The 15,977-nt window shown below is 59.2% G+C and carries 15 protein-coding genes; 5 read left to right on the forward strand and 10 right to left on the reverse strand.

The window, feature by feature from the left end:
• Nucleotides 1–6: 6 nt before the first annotated feature.
• The 3 genes from BLU25_RS15180 to BLU25_RS15190 are packed head-to-tail and all read right to left on the reverse strand — an operon-like array spanning nt 7 to nt 2,630.
• Nucleotides 7–978 (reverse strand): thymidylate synthase, encoded by a 972-nt coding sequence (locus BLU25_RS15180; protein WP_016782781.1) that lies wholly within the window; start codon nt 976–978, stop codon nt 7–9.
• 53 nt (nt 979–1,031) lie between these two features.
• Complete coding sequence (gene lgt / locus BLU25_RS15185; protein ID WP_016782780.1) at nt 1,032–1,835, reverse strand: prolipoprotein diacylglyceryl transferase; 804 nt, start codon at nt 1,833–1,835, stop codon at nt 1,032–1,034.
• Between the two features lie 12 nt (nt 1,836–1,847).
• Nucleotides 1,848–2,630 (reverse strand): sulfite exporter TauE/SafE family protein, encoded by a 783-nt coding sequence (locus tag BLU25_RS15190; RefSeq protein ID WP_016782779.1) that lies wholly within the window; start codon nt 2,628–2,630, stop codon nt 1,848–1,850.
• A gap of 129 nt (nt 2,631–2,759) precedes the next feature.
• Between BLU25_RS15190 and BLU25_RS15195 the strand changes: the two genes are divergently transcribed.
• Nucleotides 2,760–3,506, forward strand: coding sequence for an NRDE family protein (locus tag BLU25_RS15195; RefSeq protein ID WP_016782778.1), 747 nt, complete (start codon nt 2,760–2,762; stop codon nt 3,504–3,506).
• 198 nt (nt 3,507–3,704) lie between these two features.
• Here the strand turns inward: BLU25_RS15195 and ptsP are convergent, their stop codons facing one another.
• Nucleotides 3,705–5,984: a phosphoenolpyruvate--protein phosphotransferase gene (ptsP, locus tag BLU25_RS15200; protein WP_016782777.1), complete on the reverse strand. Its 2,280-nt coding sequence runs from the start codon at nt 5,982–5,984 to the stop codon at nt 3,705–3,707.
• A 21-nt stretch (nt 5,985–6,005) separates the two neighbouring features.
• A complete protein-coding gene (locus BLU25_RS15205; RefSeq protein ID WP_019828104.1) occupies nt 6,006–6,485 on the reverse strand; it encodes an RNA pyrophosphohydrolase in 480 nt (159 codons plus the stop codon).
• A 143-nt stretch (nt 6,486–6,628) separates the two neighbouring features.
• Here BLU25_RS15205 and BLU25_RS15210 point away from each other — a divergent pair, with 143 nt between their 5' ends.
• Nucleotides 6,629–7,285 carry a histidinol-phosphatase gene (locus BLU25_RS15210; RefSeq protein ID WP_016782775.1) on the forward strand — a complete coding sequence of 219 codons (657 nt, stop codon included), beginning with the start codon at nt 6,629–6,631 and terminating at the stop codon, nt 7,283–7,285.
• A 55-nt stretch (nt 7,286–7,340) separates the two neighbouring features.
• Here BLU25_RS15210 and BLU25_RS15215 read toward each other — a convergent pair whose 3' ends face one another.
• Entirely contained in the window at nt 7,341–7,769 is a 429-nt protein-coding gene (locus BLU25_RS15215; RefSeq protein WP_016782774.1) for a DUF2269 family protein, read from the reverse strand.
• Nucleotides 7,770–7,809: 40 nt separating this feature from the next.
• Nucleotides 7,810–9,324 carry a threonine ammonia-lyase, biosynthetic gene (gene ilvA / locus BLU25_RS15220; protein WP_016782773.1) on the reverse strand — a complete coding sequence of 505 codons (1,515 nt, stop codon included), beginning with the start codon at nt 9,322–9,324 and terminating at the stop codon, nt 7,810–7,812.
• 141 nt (nt 9,325–9,465) lie between these two features.
• Here ilvA and rpiA point away from each other — a divergent pair, with 141 nt between their 5' ends.
• Complete coding sequence (gene rpiA / locus BLU25_RS15225; protein ID WP_016782772.1) at nt 9,466–10,137, forward strand: ribose-5-phosphate isomerase RpiA; 672 nt, start codon at nt 9,466–9,468, stop codon at nt 10,135–10,137.
• 105 nt (nt 10,138–10,242) lie between these two features.
• On the opposite strand, the gene BLU25_RS15230 is transcribed toward rpiA, so the two are convergent.
• From BLU25_RS15230 to BLU25_RS15240, 3 genes are all read right to left on the reverse strand, one after another.
• Entirely contained in the window at nt 10,243–11,151 is a 909-nt protein-coding gene (locus BLU25_RS15230; protein WP_029611640.1) for an SdiA-regulated domain-containing protein, read from the reverse strand.
• Between the two features lie 125 nt (nt 11,152–11,276).
• A complete protein-coding gene (locus BLU25_RS15235; RefSeq protein WP_029611639.1) occupies nt 11,277–12,191 on the reverse strand; it encodes an SdiA-regulated domain-containing protein in 915 nt (304 codons plus the stop codon).
• 125 nt (nt 12,192–12,316) lie between these two features.
• Nucleotides 12,317–13,249: an SdiA-regulated domain-containing protein gene (locus tag BLU25_RS15240; RefSeq protein WP_029611638.1), complete on the reverse strand. Its 933-nt coding sequence runs from the start codon at nt 13,247–13,249 to the stop codon at nt 12,317–12,319.
• A 491-nt stretch (nt 13,250–13,740) separates the two neighbouring features.
• On the opposite strand from BLU25_RS15240, the gene BLU25_RS15245 reads away from it, so the two are divergent.
• Nucleotides 13,741–14,505, forward strand: coding sequence for a hypothetical protein (locus BLU25_RS15245; RefSeq protein WP_016782768.1), 765 nt, complete (start codon nt 13,741–13,743; stop codon nt 14,503–14,505).
• Nucleotides 14,506–14,724: 219 nt separating this feature from the next.
• Entirely contained in the window at nt 14,725–15,966 is a 1,242-nt protein-coding gene (locus tag BLU25_RS15250) for an SfnB family sulfur acquisition oxidoreductase (protein WP_016782767.1), read from the forward strand.
• Nucleotides 15,967–15,977: the final 11 nt, after the last annotated feature.

Here is a 15,977-nt window from a genome sequence, read left to right on the forward strand (position 1 = left end):
GTTGTATTACACCGCCATCGGTGCGGTCATGGGCGCGTGGTGCTGGTAGCCTTCGAGGCTAAAGTCACTCGGCTCGATCAGGCCCAGCCATTCTGGCTGGTACACGCCGGTCTTGGCGAATTCCGGCACGCGGTCCGAGATCACCAGTTTTGGCATCGGGTACGGCTCGCGGGTCAGCTGTTCGTTGAGCATGTCCAGGTGGTTTTCATACACATGGGCATCGCCAATAAAGTAGGTGAACCAGCGCGGCGTGTAGCCGGTCAGGCGGCCGATCAGGCTCAGCAGCGCTGCGCCTTCGGTCAGGTTGAACGGCGTACCCAGGCCCAGGTCATTGGAGCGGATGTAGAGGGTCAGGGAAATTTCCTTGGTCTCGACATTCGGGTGGAACTGGTACAGCAAGTGGCACGGCGGCAGGGCCATTTCGTCGAGCTGGGCGCAGTTCCAGCCGTGGAACAGGATGCGGCGGCTGCCCGGGTCATTGATGATGGTGTCGACGCACTGGCGCACCTGGTCGATGGCCTTGTACAGCACCACATAGGCCTGGCCGTCTTCTTCGCCTTCGGCAATCTGGCGGTAACCCTGGCTCAGGCACAGTTCGATGGCGGCCGTGTTGCTGCGCTCGACTTGCTTGTAGGCTGGCCATTTGCGCCATTGCACGCCGTAGATTTCGCCCAGGTCGTCTTCGCCCTGACGGAACGGGTTGGCCAGCCACTGGGCGTTTTCGTTGGCATTCTGGTCCCACACCTTGCAACCCAGTGCACGGAAGTCCGCGGCACTGTTGACCGGGCGCAAGAAGCCGCACATCTCGCCAATGGCCGATTTGAACGCCATGCGCCGGGTGGTGATGGCCGGGAAGCCTTCCTTGAGGTCATAACGCAACATGGCGCCGGGCAGGCTGATGGTCTTCACGCCGGTGCGGTTGGCTTGCAGGGTGCCGTTTTTGATGACGTTGGCAACGAGGTCGAGATATTGCTTCATGGTTTTCCTACCGTTTGAATGCGGGGCTTTGTAAGCCCCGCCATTCGAATGTATTACGCAGCTTTTTGAGCCGCCGGATCGCGGTTATAAGCCCACCAGATAAGGAGCAGGCCGCCCGCGATCATCGGGATGCAGAGGATTTGCCCCATCGTCACCCAGCCGAACGCCAGATAGCCCAGTTGGGCATCCGGTACACGGACGAATTCGACGATAAAGCGGAAGATGCCGTAGAACAGGGCGAACATCCCGGAAACCGCCATGGTTGGCCGTGGTTTGCGCGAGTACAGCCAAAGAATCAGGAAGAGTGCCACACCTTCGAGGGCGAACTGGTAAAGCTGCGACGGATGACGCGCCAGTTGTTGTGGGTCTGTCGGGAAAATCATCGCCCACGGCACATCGCTGGCCTTGCCCCACAGTTCGGCGTTGATAAAGTTGCCAATGCGCCCCGCACCCAGGCCAATCGGCACGACAGGGGCGATAAAGTCCATGATCTGGAAGAACGACTTGCCGTTGCGCTTGCCAAAGCCCCACACCGCCAGCATCACGCCGATCAGGCCGCCGTGGAACGCCATGCCGCCCTTCCACACTTCAAAAATCAGCAGCGGGTTGGCGATGTAGGCGCTCAGGTCGTAAAACAGCACATAACCCAAACGGCCGCCGACAATCACGCCCATGGCCACCCAGAACACCAGGTCGGAGAGCTTCTCCTTGGTCCAGGTCGGGTCGAAGCGGTTAAGGCGTCGCGACAGGATCAGCCAGGCAGCGCCAATGCCGATCAGGTACATCAGGCCGTACCAATGGATTTTCAGCGGGCCGATGGCCAGTGCCACCGGGTCAATCTGCGGGTAAGGCAGCATTGCGACTCCTTGTTAGATCAGGAAACTCAAACCGACACAGAACAACAGTGCGGCAAACAGCCGTTTCAGCAGGCGTGGCGAGAGCTTGTGGGCCAGTCGCGCACCGAAACGGGCGAAAAACATGCTGGTCAGGGCAATCCCGAGCAGCGCGGGCAAGTAGACAAACCCGAGACTATGCGCGGGCAGGTCGGGGTTATGCCAGCCTATGATCATGAAACTTAATGCACCTGCCAGTGCAATCGGCAACCCGCAGGCCGATGACGTGGCTACAGCCTGCTGCATCGGCACGCTGCGCCAGCTCAGGAACGGCACGGTCAGCGAGCCGCCGCCGATGCCGAAAATCGCCGATGCCCAGCCAATAACGGTGCCGGCCAGGGTCAGCCCGACCTTGCCAGGTACTGTGCCAGTGGCCTTGGGCTGCAAGCCCAGGGCCATCTGGAGGGCGATCACCACGGCAAACACACCGATGATTTTCTGCAAGTGGGGGCCGGCAATGGCTTCTGCGGTCAGCGCGCCGATGCCGGCGCCGATCAGGATACCCAGGGTCATCCAGAGCACCAGCGGCCAGCGCACGGCGCCTTTACGATGGTGTTCGCGGATCGAGTTGATCGAGGTAAAGATGATCGTGGCCAATGAGGTGCCGACGGCCAGATGGGTCAGCACCTCGCTGTCAAACCCCTGCAAGGTGAAGCTGAACACCAGCACCGGCACGATGATAAGCCCGCCGCCGACCCCGAACAGCCCGGCCAGCACCCCCGCAAAACCTCCCAGTACCAGATAGAGCAGAAATTCCATGACGCCCCCCCAAATTTGACCCGCATGGTAACGGAGCAAGGGCTTTGGCTCCACTGCGCTGCACGGTATGGCGCGAGCCGCCTGATCAATCTATAAGTAGTGTGGTTAAAAAAACATTAAGGACTGCCCATGTGTCTGATTGTCTTCGCCTGGCGCCCCGGCCATGCACAGCCTTTGGTCGTTGCGGCCAACCGCGATGAATTCTATGCGCGCCCTGCCAAACCGCTGGCGCAGTGGGTCAATGCGCCGCAAGTGTATGCCGGGCGCGACCTTGAAGCGGGAGGCACCTGGCTGGGTATTGGTGCCGATGGACGCTTTGCGGCCCTGACCAACATCCGCGAGCCGCACAAGCCGCCTTCACGGCGCTCACGGGGCGAGCTGGTGGCAGACTTTCTCACCGGCAACCAGTCAATTGCCGAGTATTTCACCCAGGTTGGCCGACGTTCTGTCGACTATGCCGGTTTTAATCTGCTGTTGGGCACCGCAGATCAGCTCTGGCATTTCAACTCCAGGGACCTGGCGCCGCAACCGCTGAGTGCGGGGATTTATGGTGTGTCCAACGGCGGGCTGGATACGCCCTGGCCCAAACTGCTCAAGGCCAAGGCTGCGCTGGCCGAGGTGCTGGACAACCCGCAGCCACAAGCGCTGCTGGCGTTGCTCAAGGATGCGCAGACGGCCCCGTTCAGCGAACTACCGGACACCGGCGTGGGGCTGGCCACGGAGAGTTTGCTGTCGAGCGTGTTTATCGCCAGCCCAAGTTATGGCACTCGTGCCAGTACCGCGCTTATTGTGAATGCAGACGGCTCAAGGGTGATGGTGGAGCACAGCTTCGGGCCGCATGGGGGGCGGTTGGGAGAAGTAAGGATAGAGGCATGAACACGGTGTGCCTGCCAGACCGCGTCGCCTGCATCGCAGGCAAGCTAGCTCCCACAGGTTATGCATGGCCAGCAGAATTCATGGCTTGCCAGGATCCTTTGTGGGAGCGGGCTTGCTCGCGATGGCATCGCTGGGGTGTGCCTGCCAGACCGCGTCGCCTGTATCGCAGGCAAGCCAGCTCCCACATGTGACCACTTTTCAGTAAGGCTTGATCGCCGCCGGGTTCATCATGCGGGTCAGGCCCATGTTCTTCAGCGCCAGTTGAATGGTGCTGCGAATAACCTGCGGGTTGTCGATGGTCATGACTTCGGCCAGCAGTTCCTTGGCGCGACTCAAACTTACCTGACGCAGCATCCATTTCACTTTCGGCAAGTTGGTGGCGTTCATCGACAAGCTGTCAAAGCCCATCGCCATCAACAGGATCGCCGCCGCCGGGTCACCAGCCATTTCACCGCAGATGCTCGCCGGCTTGCCTTCGGCATGGGCATCGCGCACCACCGACTGCAGGGCCTGCAGCACCGCCGGGTGCAGGTAGTCATACAAGTCCGCCACCCGCGGGTTGTTGCGGTCTACAGCCAGCAGGTACTGGGTCAGGTCGTTGGAACCCACCGACAGAAAGTCGACCTGACGCGCAAGCTCCCTGGTCTGATAAACCGCCGCCGGGATTTCGATCATCACGCCAATCGGCGGCATGGGCACGTCGGTGCCTTCGTCGCGCACTTCGCCCCAGGCACGGTGCAGCAGGTGCAGGGCTTCTTCGAGTTCGTGGGTGCCGGAGATCATCGGCAACAGGATACGCAGGTTGTTCAGGCCTTCGCTGGCCTTGAGCATGGCCCGGGCCTGCACCAGGAAGATTTCCGGGTGGTCGAGGGTGACGCGGATCCCGCGCCAGCCCAGGAACGGGTTGTCTTCCTTGATCGGGAAGTACGACAGTGACTTGTCGCCGCCAATGTCCAGGCTGCGCATGGTCACCGGTTGCGGATGGAAGGCGGACAGTTGCTCGCGATAAATCGCCAGCTGCTCCTTTTCACTCGGGAAGCGCTGGTTGATCATGAACGGCACTTCGGTGCGGTACAGGCCCACGCCTTCGGCGCCCCGCTGCTGCGCCCGCGCTACATCAGCCAGCAGGCCGGTGTTGACCCACAGCGGCATGCGATGCCCGTCCGGGGTGATGCACGGCAGCTCGCGCAGGGCATCGAGCCCTTGGGACAGCTGGCGTTCTTCTTCGACCACTTCAGCGTATTGCTTGCGCAGCACTTCGCTGGGGTTGGTATAGACCTCGCCGTGGTAGCCGTCGACGATCATCTGGATGCCGTCGACCTTGGAGTACGGCAGGTCAACCACGCCCATCACGGTCGGAATGCCCATCGCCCGCGCCAGGATCGCGACGTGGGAGTTGCCCGACCCCAGTACCGACACCAGGCCCGCCAGCTTGCCCTCAGGCACTTCGCCGAGCATGGTGGCCGTCAGCTCTTCGCTGACCAGAATGGTGTTGTCGGGGTAGACCATGGTTTGCTGGCGATCATGCTGCAAATAGGCCAGCAGGCGCCGGCCAAGGTCGCGCACATCCGACGCCCGCTCGCGCAGGTAGTCGTCGTCCATCAGTTCGAAACGGTTGACGTGATCGGTCACCACCTGGCGCAGCGCGCCCTGGGCCCACTGACCGGTCTTGATCACATTTTTGACTTCGCTGCCCAGCGACGCATCGTCGAGCATCATCAGGTACACGTCGAACAGTGCCTGTTCTTCAGGGCGCAGTTGGGTGGCGAGCTTTTTCGACACCGCGCGCATGTCGTTGCGCACGCCTTCAAGGGCGGTCTTGAACAGCGCGATTTCGGCCGGGATATCGGTGATGGCCTTGTCGGGCACCACGTCCAGATCCGCCGGGGGCAGCATCACCACGGCGGTACCCACCGCGGCACCCGGCGAACCCGGCACGCCGACGAACTTGGCTTCCTGGATGCCCTTGCCCTGACGGCCCAGGCCACGAATCGAGCCCGTGGCTTCCGCGTGGGCAATAACCCCGGCCAGCTGGGCGCTCATGGTCACCAGGAAGGCTTCTTCGCCCTCGTCGAACTGACGGCGTTCTTTCTGCTGGATGACCAGAACCCCGACCACGCGCCGGTGGTGGATGATCGGCGCACCCAGGAAGGAGGCATAGCGCTCCTCACCGGTTTCGGCAAAGTAGCGATAGCGCGGGTGATCGGCGGCGTTTTCGAGGTTCAGAGGCTCTTCACGGGTGCCCACAAGGCCCACAAGGCCTTCGTTGGGCGCCATGCTGACTTTGCCGATCGAGCGCTTGTTCAAGCCCTCGGTGGCCATCAGGACAAAGCGGTTTGTCTCTGGATCAAGCAAATAGACCGAGCAGACCTGGCTGCTCATGGCCTCTTTGACGCGCAACACAATAATCCCCAACGCCGCCTTGAGATCCTTGGCGGAGTTAACTTCCTGGACGATCTTGCGCAGCGTATTGAGCATGGCTTGGGGTCGAACTCCGTGTCAGGCGCGCGTTAAAAGGCGCGGGGCAAGCTCTTTGAGAGCGCGACGGTAGACCTCGCGCTTGAATGTCACCACCTGGCCCAACGGGTACCAATAACTGACCCAACGCCAGCCATCGAACTCCGGTTTACCGGTCAAATCCATCCGCACCCGCTGCTCGTTAGAGACCAGGCGCAGCAAAAACCACTTTTGCTTCTGGCCGATGCACAGCGGTTGGCTGTGGGTACGAACCAGGCGTTGCGGCAAACGATAACGCAACCAGCCTCGCGTGCAGGCGAGTATTTCTACATCTTCGCGTTCAAGGCCAACTTCTTCGTTCAGCTCGCGGTACAAGGCGTCTTCCGGCGTTTCATCAGGGTTGATGCCTCCCTGTGGAAACTGCCAGGCGTCTTGATTGATACGGCGAGCCCAAAGTACCTGACCAGCGTCATTTGTCAGAATAATCCCGACATTAGGGCGGAAACCATCGGGGTCGATCACGGCAACAACCTCGCAAACGCATGTCATCGCATTGTTCCACAAAGGTTGTTAAAGCAGCAACGCGCCTTCCTGCCTTATGTGCACTCTTGTTAAAAGACCGTATTCTGGTGGCCTTTTTTAAGGCAACTCAACGGGTAACCTCAATGCGTCTGGCTTTATTCGACTTGGACAACACCCTTCTGGGCGGTGACAGCGATCACGCCTGGGGCGATTACCTGTGCCGCCGGGGCATTCTCGACGGCGACGCCTACAAGGCGCGCAACGACGCGTTCTACCAGGACTACCTGGCCGGCAAGCTCGACAACGCTGCCTACCTTAATTTCAGCATGGAAATCTTTGGCCGCCATGACATGGCGCAACTGGATCAATGGCACCGCGAATTCATGTGCGACTGCATCGATAGCCTGATGCTGCCCAAGGCCCAGGCCCTGCTGGCCAAGCACCGGGAAGCAGGCGACACCCTGGTGATCATTACCGCCACCAACCGCGTGATTACCGGCCCCATTGCCGAAAAACTCGGCGTGGAACATTTGATTGCCACCGAATGCGAAATCGTCGATGGCCGCTACACCGGTCGCAGCACCGACGTACCGTGCTTCCGTGAAGGCAAGGTGACACGCCTGAACCGCTGGATCGAAGAAAACGGCTACAGCCTGGAAGACAGCTACTTCTACAGCGACTCGATGAACGACCTGCCGTTGCTGGAGCAGGTTGACCACCCGGTGGCGGTCGACCCTGATCCGAACTTGCGGGCCGAGGCATTGAAGCGTGGCTGGCCGGTTATTTCGCTGCGCGACTGAAAGCAACAGCCCCTCACCCTAGCCCTCTCCCAGAGGGCTGGGGTGAGGGCGCGCCTTAAACCGGCTTGGCGCCCATCAACCCGGCGATGGCGATAAAGCACACTGCACAAAAAATCGCCAGCACCAGGGTAAACCACGGGTACCTGGCCACTCGCCCCAACCGCAGGCGATTGAGCCGCACCACCAGCCACACCCAGCTCAGGCTGCCCAACAGATACAAACAGCTGCCCGCCAGCAGCCACATCTGGCTCAATGGCCAACCGGCCAGATGCACCAGAAACCAGCCACTGACCGGCAACGCCAGCAAACACAGGCCCATCAGCGCCCAGACAAAGCTCCAGGGCCGTTGCACGACCCCGCCCGCCAGGTTTTTATCCCCAGCCCGCCAACGGCGGACAGCCACCACCAGCAAGGTAACGGCGCAGACAAACAACAGCAGTGTCGCTGCGCCATGCAGCAGTTTTAACGCTGTGAACGTTTCCATTTGATTAATCCCTTGAGCCGTTCAATCAGCGTAGCGCCTATCAGCCAAGAAACAGCTGGTAGGCCGGGTTATCGCTCTCATCCCAGTACGGATAACCGATTTCAGCCAGCGCTGCCGGCACCAGGTGGCGCTCATCGGCCGGCACTTGCAGCCCGGCCATGACCCGGCCATCCGCCGCACCGTGGTTGCGGTAATGGAACATCGAGATATTCCAGCGCCCGCCCAGCTTGTTGAGGAAGTTGAACAGCGCACCCGGGCGCTCCGGGAACTCGAAACGAAACAGCAATTCGTCGCTGACCTTGGCCGCGTGCCCGCCGACCATATGACGAATATGCAGCTTGGCCAGCTCGTTCTCGGTCAGGTCGACCACCGGGAAGCCCTGCTCAGTCAGGCTGGCCAGCAGCGCGCTGCGCGGGTCGTTCTCGGGGTGGGTCTGCACGCCAACGAAAATGTGCGCTTCGCTGCCGGTGTGGTAGCGATAGTTGAATTCAGTGATCTGACGTTTGCCCACTGCCTGGCAGAACGCCTTGAAGCTGCCCGGCACTTCCGGGATGGTCACGGCGATAATGGCTTCGCGCCCTTCACCCAACTCGGCGCGCTCGGCTACATGGCGCAGGCGGTCGAAGTTGACGTTGGCACCGGAGTCGATTGCCACCAGGGTCTGGCCGCGCACGCCGCGCTGCTCGACGTACTTCTTGATCCCGGCCACGCCCAACGCGCCGGCAGGTTCGGTGATCGAGCGGGTATCGTCGAAGATATCCTTGATCGCTGCACAGATCTCGTCAGTGCTGACGGTGATCACTTCATCCACATAGTCCTTGCAGATATCGAACGTGTGCTGGCCAATCTGCGCCACGGCCACGCCGTCGGCGAAAATCCCCACGGTTGGCAGCACCACGCGCTCGCCCGCCGCCATCGCGGCTTGCAGGCAGTTGGAGTCATCGGGCTCGACGCCGATGATCTTGATGTCCGGGCGCAGGTACTTCACATACGCCGCAATACCGGCGATCAGCCCGCCGCCGCCCACCGGTACGAAGATCGCATCCAGCGGCGCCGGGTGCTGGCGCAGGATTTCCATTGCCACGGTGCCCTGCCCGGCAATGGTGTGCGGGTCATCGTAGGGGTGAACGTAGACGTAGCCTTCTTTCTCGACCAATTGCAGGGAGTAGGCCAGCGCTTCGGGGAAGGAGTCACCGTGCAGCACCACAATGCCGCCACGGGAACGCACGCCTTCAACCTTGATCTCGGGGGTGGTCTTGGGCATCACGATAGTGGCCTTGACCCCCAGTACCTTGGCTGCCAGCGCCAGGCCCTGGGCATGATTGCCCGCAGACGCCGTGACCACGCCGCACGCGCGCTCGGCGTCGGTCAGGTGCATCAGCTTGTTGTAAGCGCCACGAATCTTGAACGAGTACACCGGCTGCAGGTCTTCGCGCTTGAGCAAAATCTGGTTGCCCAGGCGCTCGGTGAGCTGGTTGGCAGCTTGCAGGGGCGTTTCGACGGCAACGTCATAAACGCGCGAGGTGAGGATCTTCTTAACGTACTGTTCGAGCATCGGAAAGCTTCACTGGCGGGTTGGCAGGGACCAAAGAGTCTACCCCAGCGTTTACGCAGGCGACCATACGAATCCAAAGGTTTTAAAGGCTTGGGTTATACTCAGCGCCTTTCTGTTTACCCTTCCCGCCCCGGAGCCCGCATGACCCAGGATCAACTCAAACAGGCCGTAGCCCAGGCTGCTGTCGACTTCATCCTTCCAAAACTGGATGACAAGAGCATCGTCGGGGTCGGCACCGGCTCCACTGCCAACTGCTTTATCGACGCCCTGGCCCTGCACAAGGGTGCCTTCGACGGCGCCGTGGCCAGTTCCGAAGCCACCGCCGCGCGCCTCAAGGGCCACGGTATTCCGGTGTATGAACTGAACACGGTCAGCGACCTGGAGTTCTATGTTGATGGCGCCGATGAAAGCGACGAAAACCTCAACCTGATCAAAGGCGGTGGCGCAGCCCTGACCCGCGAGAAGATCGTCGCAGCCGTGGCCAAGACCTTTATCTGCATCGCCGACGCCAGCAAGCTGGTACCGGTGCTGGGCGCATTTCCGCTGCCGGTTGAAGTGATCCCGATGGCGCGCAGCCATGTGGCCCGCGAGCTGGTCAAACTGGGCGGCGACCCGGTTTACCGCGAAGGTGTGGTGACGGACAACGGCAATATCATCATCGACGTGTTCAACATGCAGATCACCAACCCGGTTGAGCTGGAGCGTCAGATCAACGCCATTGTCGGCGTTGTAACCAATGGCCTGTTCGCGGCCCGCCCGGCCGACCTGCTGTTGCTGGGCACCCCTGAAGGCGTGAAAACCCTGAGCAAGTAACCCCGCCTTACACGTGTGGGAGCGGGCTTGCTCGCGATTGAATCGCTGTGGTGTGACAGGTACACCGCGTCGTTTACATCGCGAGCAAGCCCGCTCCCACAGGCTCTAGGGTTTTTTGAACACATAAAACAGGTTCGGCTCGCTCACCACATAAATAGTCCCTTCATCGTCCATCGCCACGCCTTCTGCCTGTGGCACTGAGCGGGTCAAACCGTGTTGACCCTTTTTCAGCGACAGTGTGCTGATTGGCTTCCCGTCCAGGCCCAGCTCAAGCAGCAATTTCGACTCGTCCGATAGCGCCAGCAAATGCCCGGTGCGCTCGTCAAACTGCAAACTCGACAAGTCCCGCACAAACAACCGCGCGTCCCGTCGCGGGTTGCTCACTACATGGGTGGCATAGGGTTTCTGGGGGTTGCTTTGAGGGAAGCCCCGCACTTCGTAAATCAGCATGGGGTCGCGCTCCTTGGCGACAAACAGGCGCTTGCCCACCGAATCGTAGGCCAGGCCTTCAAAGCCCTTGTTGCCCGACGGGTTGATCCCCAGCGTCAATTGCTCGGCATCGCGGGCATCCAGAACCCGGGTGTTGTCATCGACCTTGACCTTGATCAGGCGCTGTTGACGCTCATCGGTAATCACATAGGTATTTTCACCAATAAACTCCACCGCTTCGGCATCACCAAACCCGACCAGTGCGATACGGCGCAGGATCTGGCCATCAAGGGACAGTTCGATCAGCTCGGCTTTCTTGTTGGTTACAGTGAACAGGCTTTTACGAATCGGGTCGAAGGTCAGTGCCGAAACATCGTCCTCGAGCCCTTCGATGGCCTTGCCTTGCAATACCGCGCGGTACTCGCCCAGATTGATCGCATCCGGGTTGACCGGTTGCCACTGTTGGCTGAGGTGAAACCAGATGCGTTCAGGCATCCGGAAATGCTGCGCAGCCACCCCGCAAGCCAGTAATGCCACCAGCACGATACAAAGAGTAAAAACGGTAGAACGACTGACAGGTCGCATTGAGGCTAACTCTAAATTAATCAGGCGGTTTAAATACCAGCACTGCATGAATTTAAACTTAATCCTCAATACTTAAGAGGGCAAAGATTAATCTTTGGGATTTTCCTGCACGGCTTTTGCCGGAATCACTGCTTAAGCTTCTCGAAACGATAAAACAGGTTAGGTTCGCTCACCACATAAATAGTCCCTTTATCGTCCATCGCCACGCCTTCTGCCTGCGGCACTGAGCGGGTCAAACCGTGCTGACCCTTTTTCAGCGACAGTGTGCTGATCGGCTTTCCGTCCAGGCCCAGCTCAAGCAGCAATTTCGACTCGTCCGACAGCGCCAGTAAATGCCCGGTGCGCTTGTCATGCTCCAGATCCGACAAATCCCGTACAAACAAGCCCGCATCCCGTTGTGGATGAGTCGCCACATGAATGGCAGACGGTTGCCTGGAAGTGTCCAGGGGGAAACCTCTCACTTCATAAATCAGCATCGGGTCGCGCTCTTTGGCCACAAACATGCGCTTGCCTACCGGGTCGTAGGCCAGGCCTTCGAAACCCTTGTTGCTGGGTTTATGGAGCCCCAGCGTCAATTGTTCAGCATCACGGGCATCCAGGACCCGGGTGTTGTCATCAACCTTGACTTTAAACAGCCGATGTTCACGCTCGTCGGCAATGACGTAGGTATTTTCGCCAACAAACTCGACCGCCTCGGCATCGCCAAAGCCGATCAGCTTTATACGCCGCAAAATTCGACCATCCAGGGACAGTTCAAAAAGTTCGGCATCTTTATTGGTCACGGTAAACAGGGTTTGGCGAATGGGATCGAAGGTCAGAGACGAGGCATCGTCTTCAATCCCCTTGATCTCCATGCCTTGCAATACGACGTGGTATTCGCCCAGTTTGATCGCATCTGGTTCGACAGGTTGCCACAACTGGCTGACGTTAAACCATAGGCGTGCCGGCAAACGATCATGCTGCGCTGCAACGCTACAAACTATGAGTAATACGAGTACGATACAAATAATAAAAACTGTAGAGCGGCTGACAGGACGCATTGGGGATAACTCTAAATTTAACAGGCAGCTTAAATGCCAGCGGTGCCTGAATTTAAACTTAATCCCCAATGCGCAAATAGATAGAAACTAGCGTTTAAGCCTTTTCCTACTTGATTTAAAGAAAATCACTTCACTGTCTTTTCAAAACGATAAAACAGGTTCGGCTCGCTCACCATGTACAACGTGCCGTGTTCATCAATCGCAACACCTTCGGCCCGGGGAATGGTGTTCTTCAGGCCATTGAAGCCGCCGAGCAAGGTAATGAAGCTGACTTGTTCACCCAGTTCGTCCAGTTCCAGCAGCATATGCGAATCGGCCGACAGCACCAATGTATGGCCCGTACGCGGATCAACGCTCAGGGCCGAGAGGTTGCGCAGGTCCAGCTCATCGCTGGGCACTTTCTGCTTGCTGCCGGTGAGCACCTGGCTGCCGTCGCTCTTCCATACAAACAACTGCGGCGGACGCTCCTCACCCAGCAACAACTGTTGGCGGCGCGGGTCCCAGGCAATGGCTTCGAAGGCCTTGTTCTGGTTTTTCGAAGGCCCCAGGTCGTACTTGGGGAAGTCGGCAATATTCAGGCTTTTGGTGTTGGCATCGATGTTGACGATGCTCAGCATATGTTCACGCTCATCGACAATGGCCAGCAGGCCGTTCTCCATGACGGTCAGGCCTTCCGGGTTGCTCCAGCCCACCAGCGGGATTTTGCGCAGCACGTCGCCATTGAGGGTCAGTTCCACGAGAAACGGGTTTTTGCCCATCACCGAAAACAGTGTTTTGGTCAGCGGGTTATAGGCCAGGTCCGACGCTTCGTCCTTTTCCATCCCCGGCAACACCTTGGCATCAATCACCGCCCGATAGTCAGGTAGCCAAATGCTTTCATTCTGCTCGGACTGGCTTTCAAACCGCTCCAGTACCCACAGCGCACCGCGGTCATCCCAATGCATGATCCATGCGAGCCCATAGAACAATGCACCCGCCAGCAACACCCAGGAGTACCAGCGCAGGCTGAAACGTGAGGGCCGGGGAACAGGCGGTATCAACTGTGGGTTTGTTGCCATTTGAGTGGGCTTCCGAAAGGTTGGGCCAGAACTAAATATCACAAAGCGGGCAAACCGGCTGCCTCGCCTCTGGCGATTATGCAGACGGAGTGTGAAATAAATGGCAAAAACGCAAAAAAACTCATCATGCCCCAGGCCCTGAGTGATTCAACCCCTCCAGGCGCTCGGCGATAGCAGGCCATTAAGCATGCGACACACTTATACGACGGATGAGTCGACAACCCTGTATCCGCGTAACTTGCGGCGCAATGTTAAAGCGCTCTATCAGTAGGAACTTTCTGAATAATACAGGGACATTTATATTAGCTATGTTCGCCCTTGACACCCATCCCCGCGGACTCTTATCTAATAAATACAAAGCCACCCAGTCACTTCTTCAAGTCAATATTTATTGCGTTATCAATGTGCCGCCAGCACGCGTGACTGCGCGCGAGGGCCGGCCTGCGCAGACGCGTAGCGTTCCCTTACATACTGGAAAGGAATCTTTAAATATGCCCTTTACTTCATGCATCAACAAACTGGCCGCCCCTGCACTGTCGAACCCTGCCAGGCATACTGTTTGCGCGCGCGCCGCCGAGCACTTGCTTATTACAATAAATCCGTACACGAACATGGAAGAAGGCGACCTGGTCGAGTTGTTCTGGGACGGCTGTTATGTTGCCTCGCAGCAGATCATCAAAGCCGATATTGGCCAGCCTGTCCTTTTAAGAGTGCCGCACAGTTTTATTCAAAATGGTACGGCGCGCCTCTATTACCGGGTGATGCATATCGGCAGCAGCCCGGCTCTTTCTGCGCAACTTAAAATCTTTGTCAAACTTGACTGCCCTGGCGGCGAAGCCATCGGCGAGGAAAACCAGGGCCTTGCGCCGCTGGTGATTCCGCTGCCGATCCAGCGTTATGGGGTAAACCCCAGCCAGATGAAGCGCGGCGTGCCGCTGACGATCGAACCCTATCGCAACATGGCCTGCGATGACGCAATCACCCTGCTCTGGGGCGATGTACGCCTGGACGTGCCGAAACTGCGCAAGGTGGATATCGACAAGCCCGTCAGCGTGTTTGTGCCCCCGCATATTATCCAGGAGGCTGGCGAAGACGCCCGGCTGGAGGTGACTTACTGCGTGATCGACCGCGTGGGCAACAACTCGCGCTGGGCACCGGCGCGGGTACTCAAGGTCGGCGTCCCCAGGCTCTACCTCAACCCTGCTCCAAGGGAGGTGCTGCAGGCTGCAGAGCCGCGGCCCAACTGGCGCAACTAGGGCCGGGCGGGCGATGGAATCGTCTATTCATATTCCTAAAAGTTAGTTCTTTAAATTTTTATACTCGATTAGGGTATATGCACCGGACCACCGGACTCTCGGCTTTTATCCGCGCCGCACAAGCGGCGCCCCCATGAAACGTGAGGTAGGTATGGTCCGTAACACAATCACCCTTGTGCATAACGCCAGGGCATTGAGTGCAGCCAAGGAGCGCAACTAATGTCCAACTTGGCCAATGCACACCTGCAAAGCGACCAGGATGTCGCGCCTCTGTTGCTGGCAGCGCAGGTTCTGCGCACCGACAACGAAGCCCTTGAAGCCGCGCGTAGCCTGGCGGCCAATGCCCGCGAACACGCTGGCAAGCGCGACCTGCAGCGCAAGTTGCCCTGGTCGCTGGTGGAAGAATTCACCCGTAGCGGGCTGGGCAGCCTCTCCATTGCCCGGGAATTTGGCGGGCCCCAGGTGTCATTCGTGACCCTGGCTGAAGTGTTCGCCATTATTTCGGCGGCCGACCCGGCGCTGGGGCAGATCCCGCAGAATCAGGTGGGCATTCTCAGCCTGATTGCTGCCACGGCCACCCCGGCGCAAAAAGAACACCTGTTCGCCAGCGTGTTGCAAGGCTGGCGCATCGGCAATGCAGGCCCCGAACGCGGCAGTAAAAACACCCTGGAATTGAAAGCGCGGATCACCGCCGATGGCGATGATTTCGTCATAAACGGTCAGAAGTTTTACTCCACTGGTGCCCTGTTTGCCCACTGGATCGCGGTCAAGGCGCTCGACGATAACGGCAAGCAGGTCATGGCCTTTGTACGTCGCGGTACGCCCGGCCTGCGGGTAGTGGATGACTGGTCCGGCTTTGGTCAGCGCACTACTGCCAGCGGCACCGTATTGCTTAACAACGTGCGGGTTGAAGCTGAACTGGTAGTCGACAGCTCTCGGCTCAACGATGCCCCGAACATTCAGGGCGCCGTATCGCAACTGATTCAGGCCGCCATCGATCTGGGCATTGCACGCGGCGCCATTGCCGACACTATCAGTTTTGTCCGCGAGCGCTCGCGCCCGTGGATCGACGCCAAGGTCGAACGCAACAGTGATGACCCCTATGTAATTGCCGATATCGGCAAGCTGAACATTGAGCTGCATGCAGCCGAAGCCTTGCTGCGCAAAGCCGGTCGCGTGCTGGATGAAGTCAGCGCTGCACCGATTGACGCTGCTGGCGCTGCCCGCGCCTCGATTGCGGTAGCTGAAGCCAAGGTGCTGAGCACCGAGCTGTCGCTGCTGGCCAGCGAAAAGCTCTTCGAACTGGCCGGTAGCCGCGCCAGCCTGGCCGAATTCAACCTCGACCGCCACTGGCGCAATGCCCGGGTCCACACCCTGCACGACCCGGTGCGCTGGAAGTACCACGCCATCGGCGCCTATCGCCTCAACGGCGCCCTGCCTGCCCGGCATTCCTGGATCTGACCCTGGAGATA

The organism is Pseudomonas fragi, from assembly GCF_900105835.1.
GTDB classification, from domain to species: Bacteria; Pseudomonadota; Gammaproteobacteria; order Pseudomonadales; family Pseudomonadaceae; genus Aquipseudomonas; species Aquipseudomonas fragi.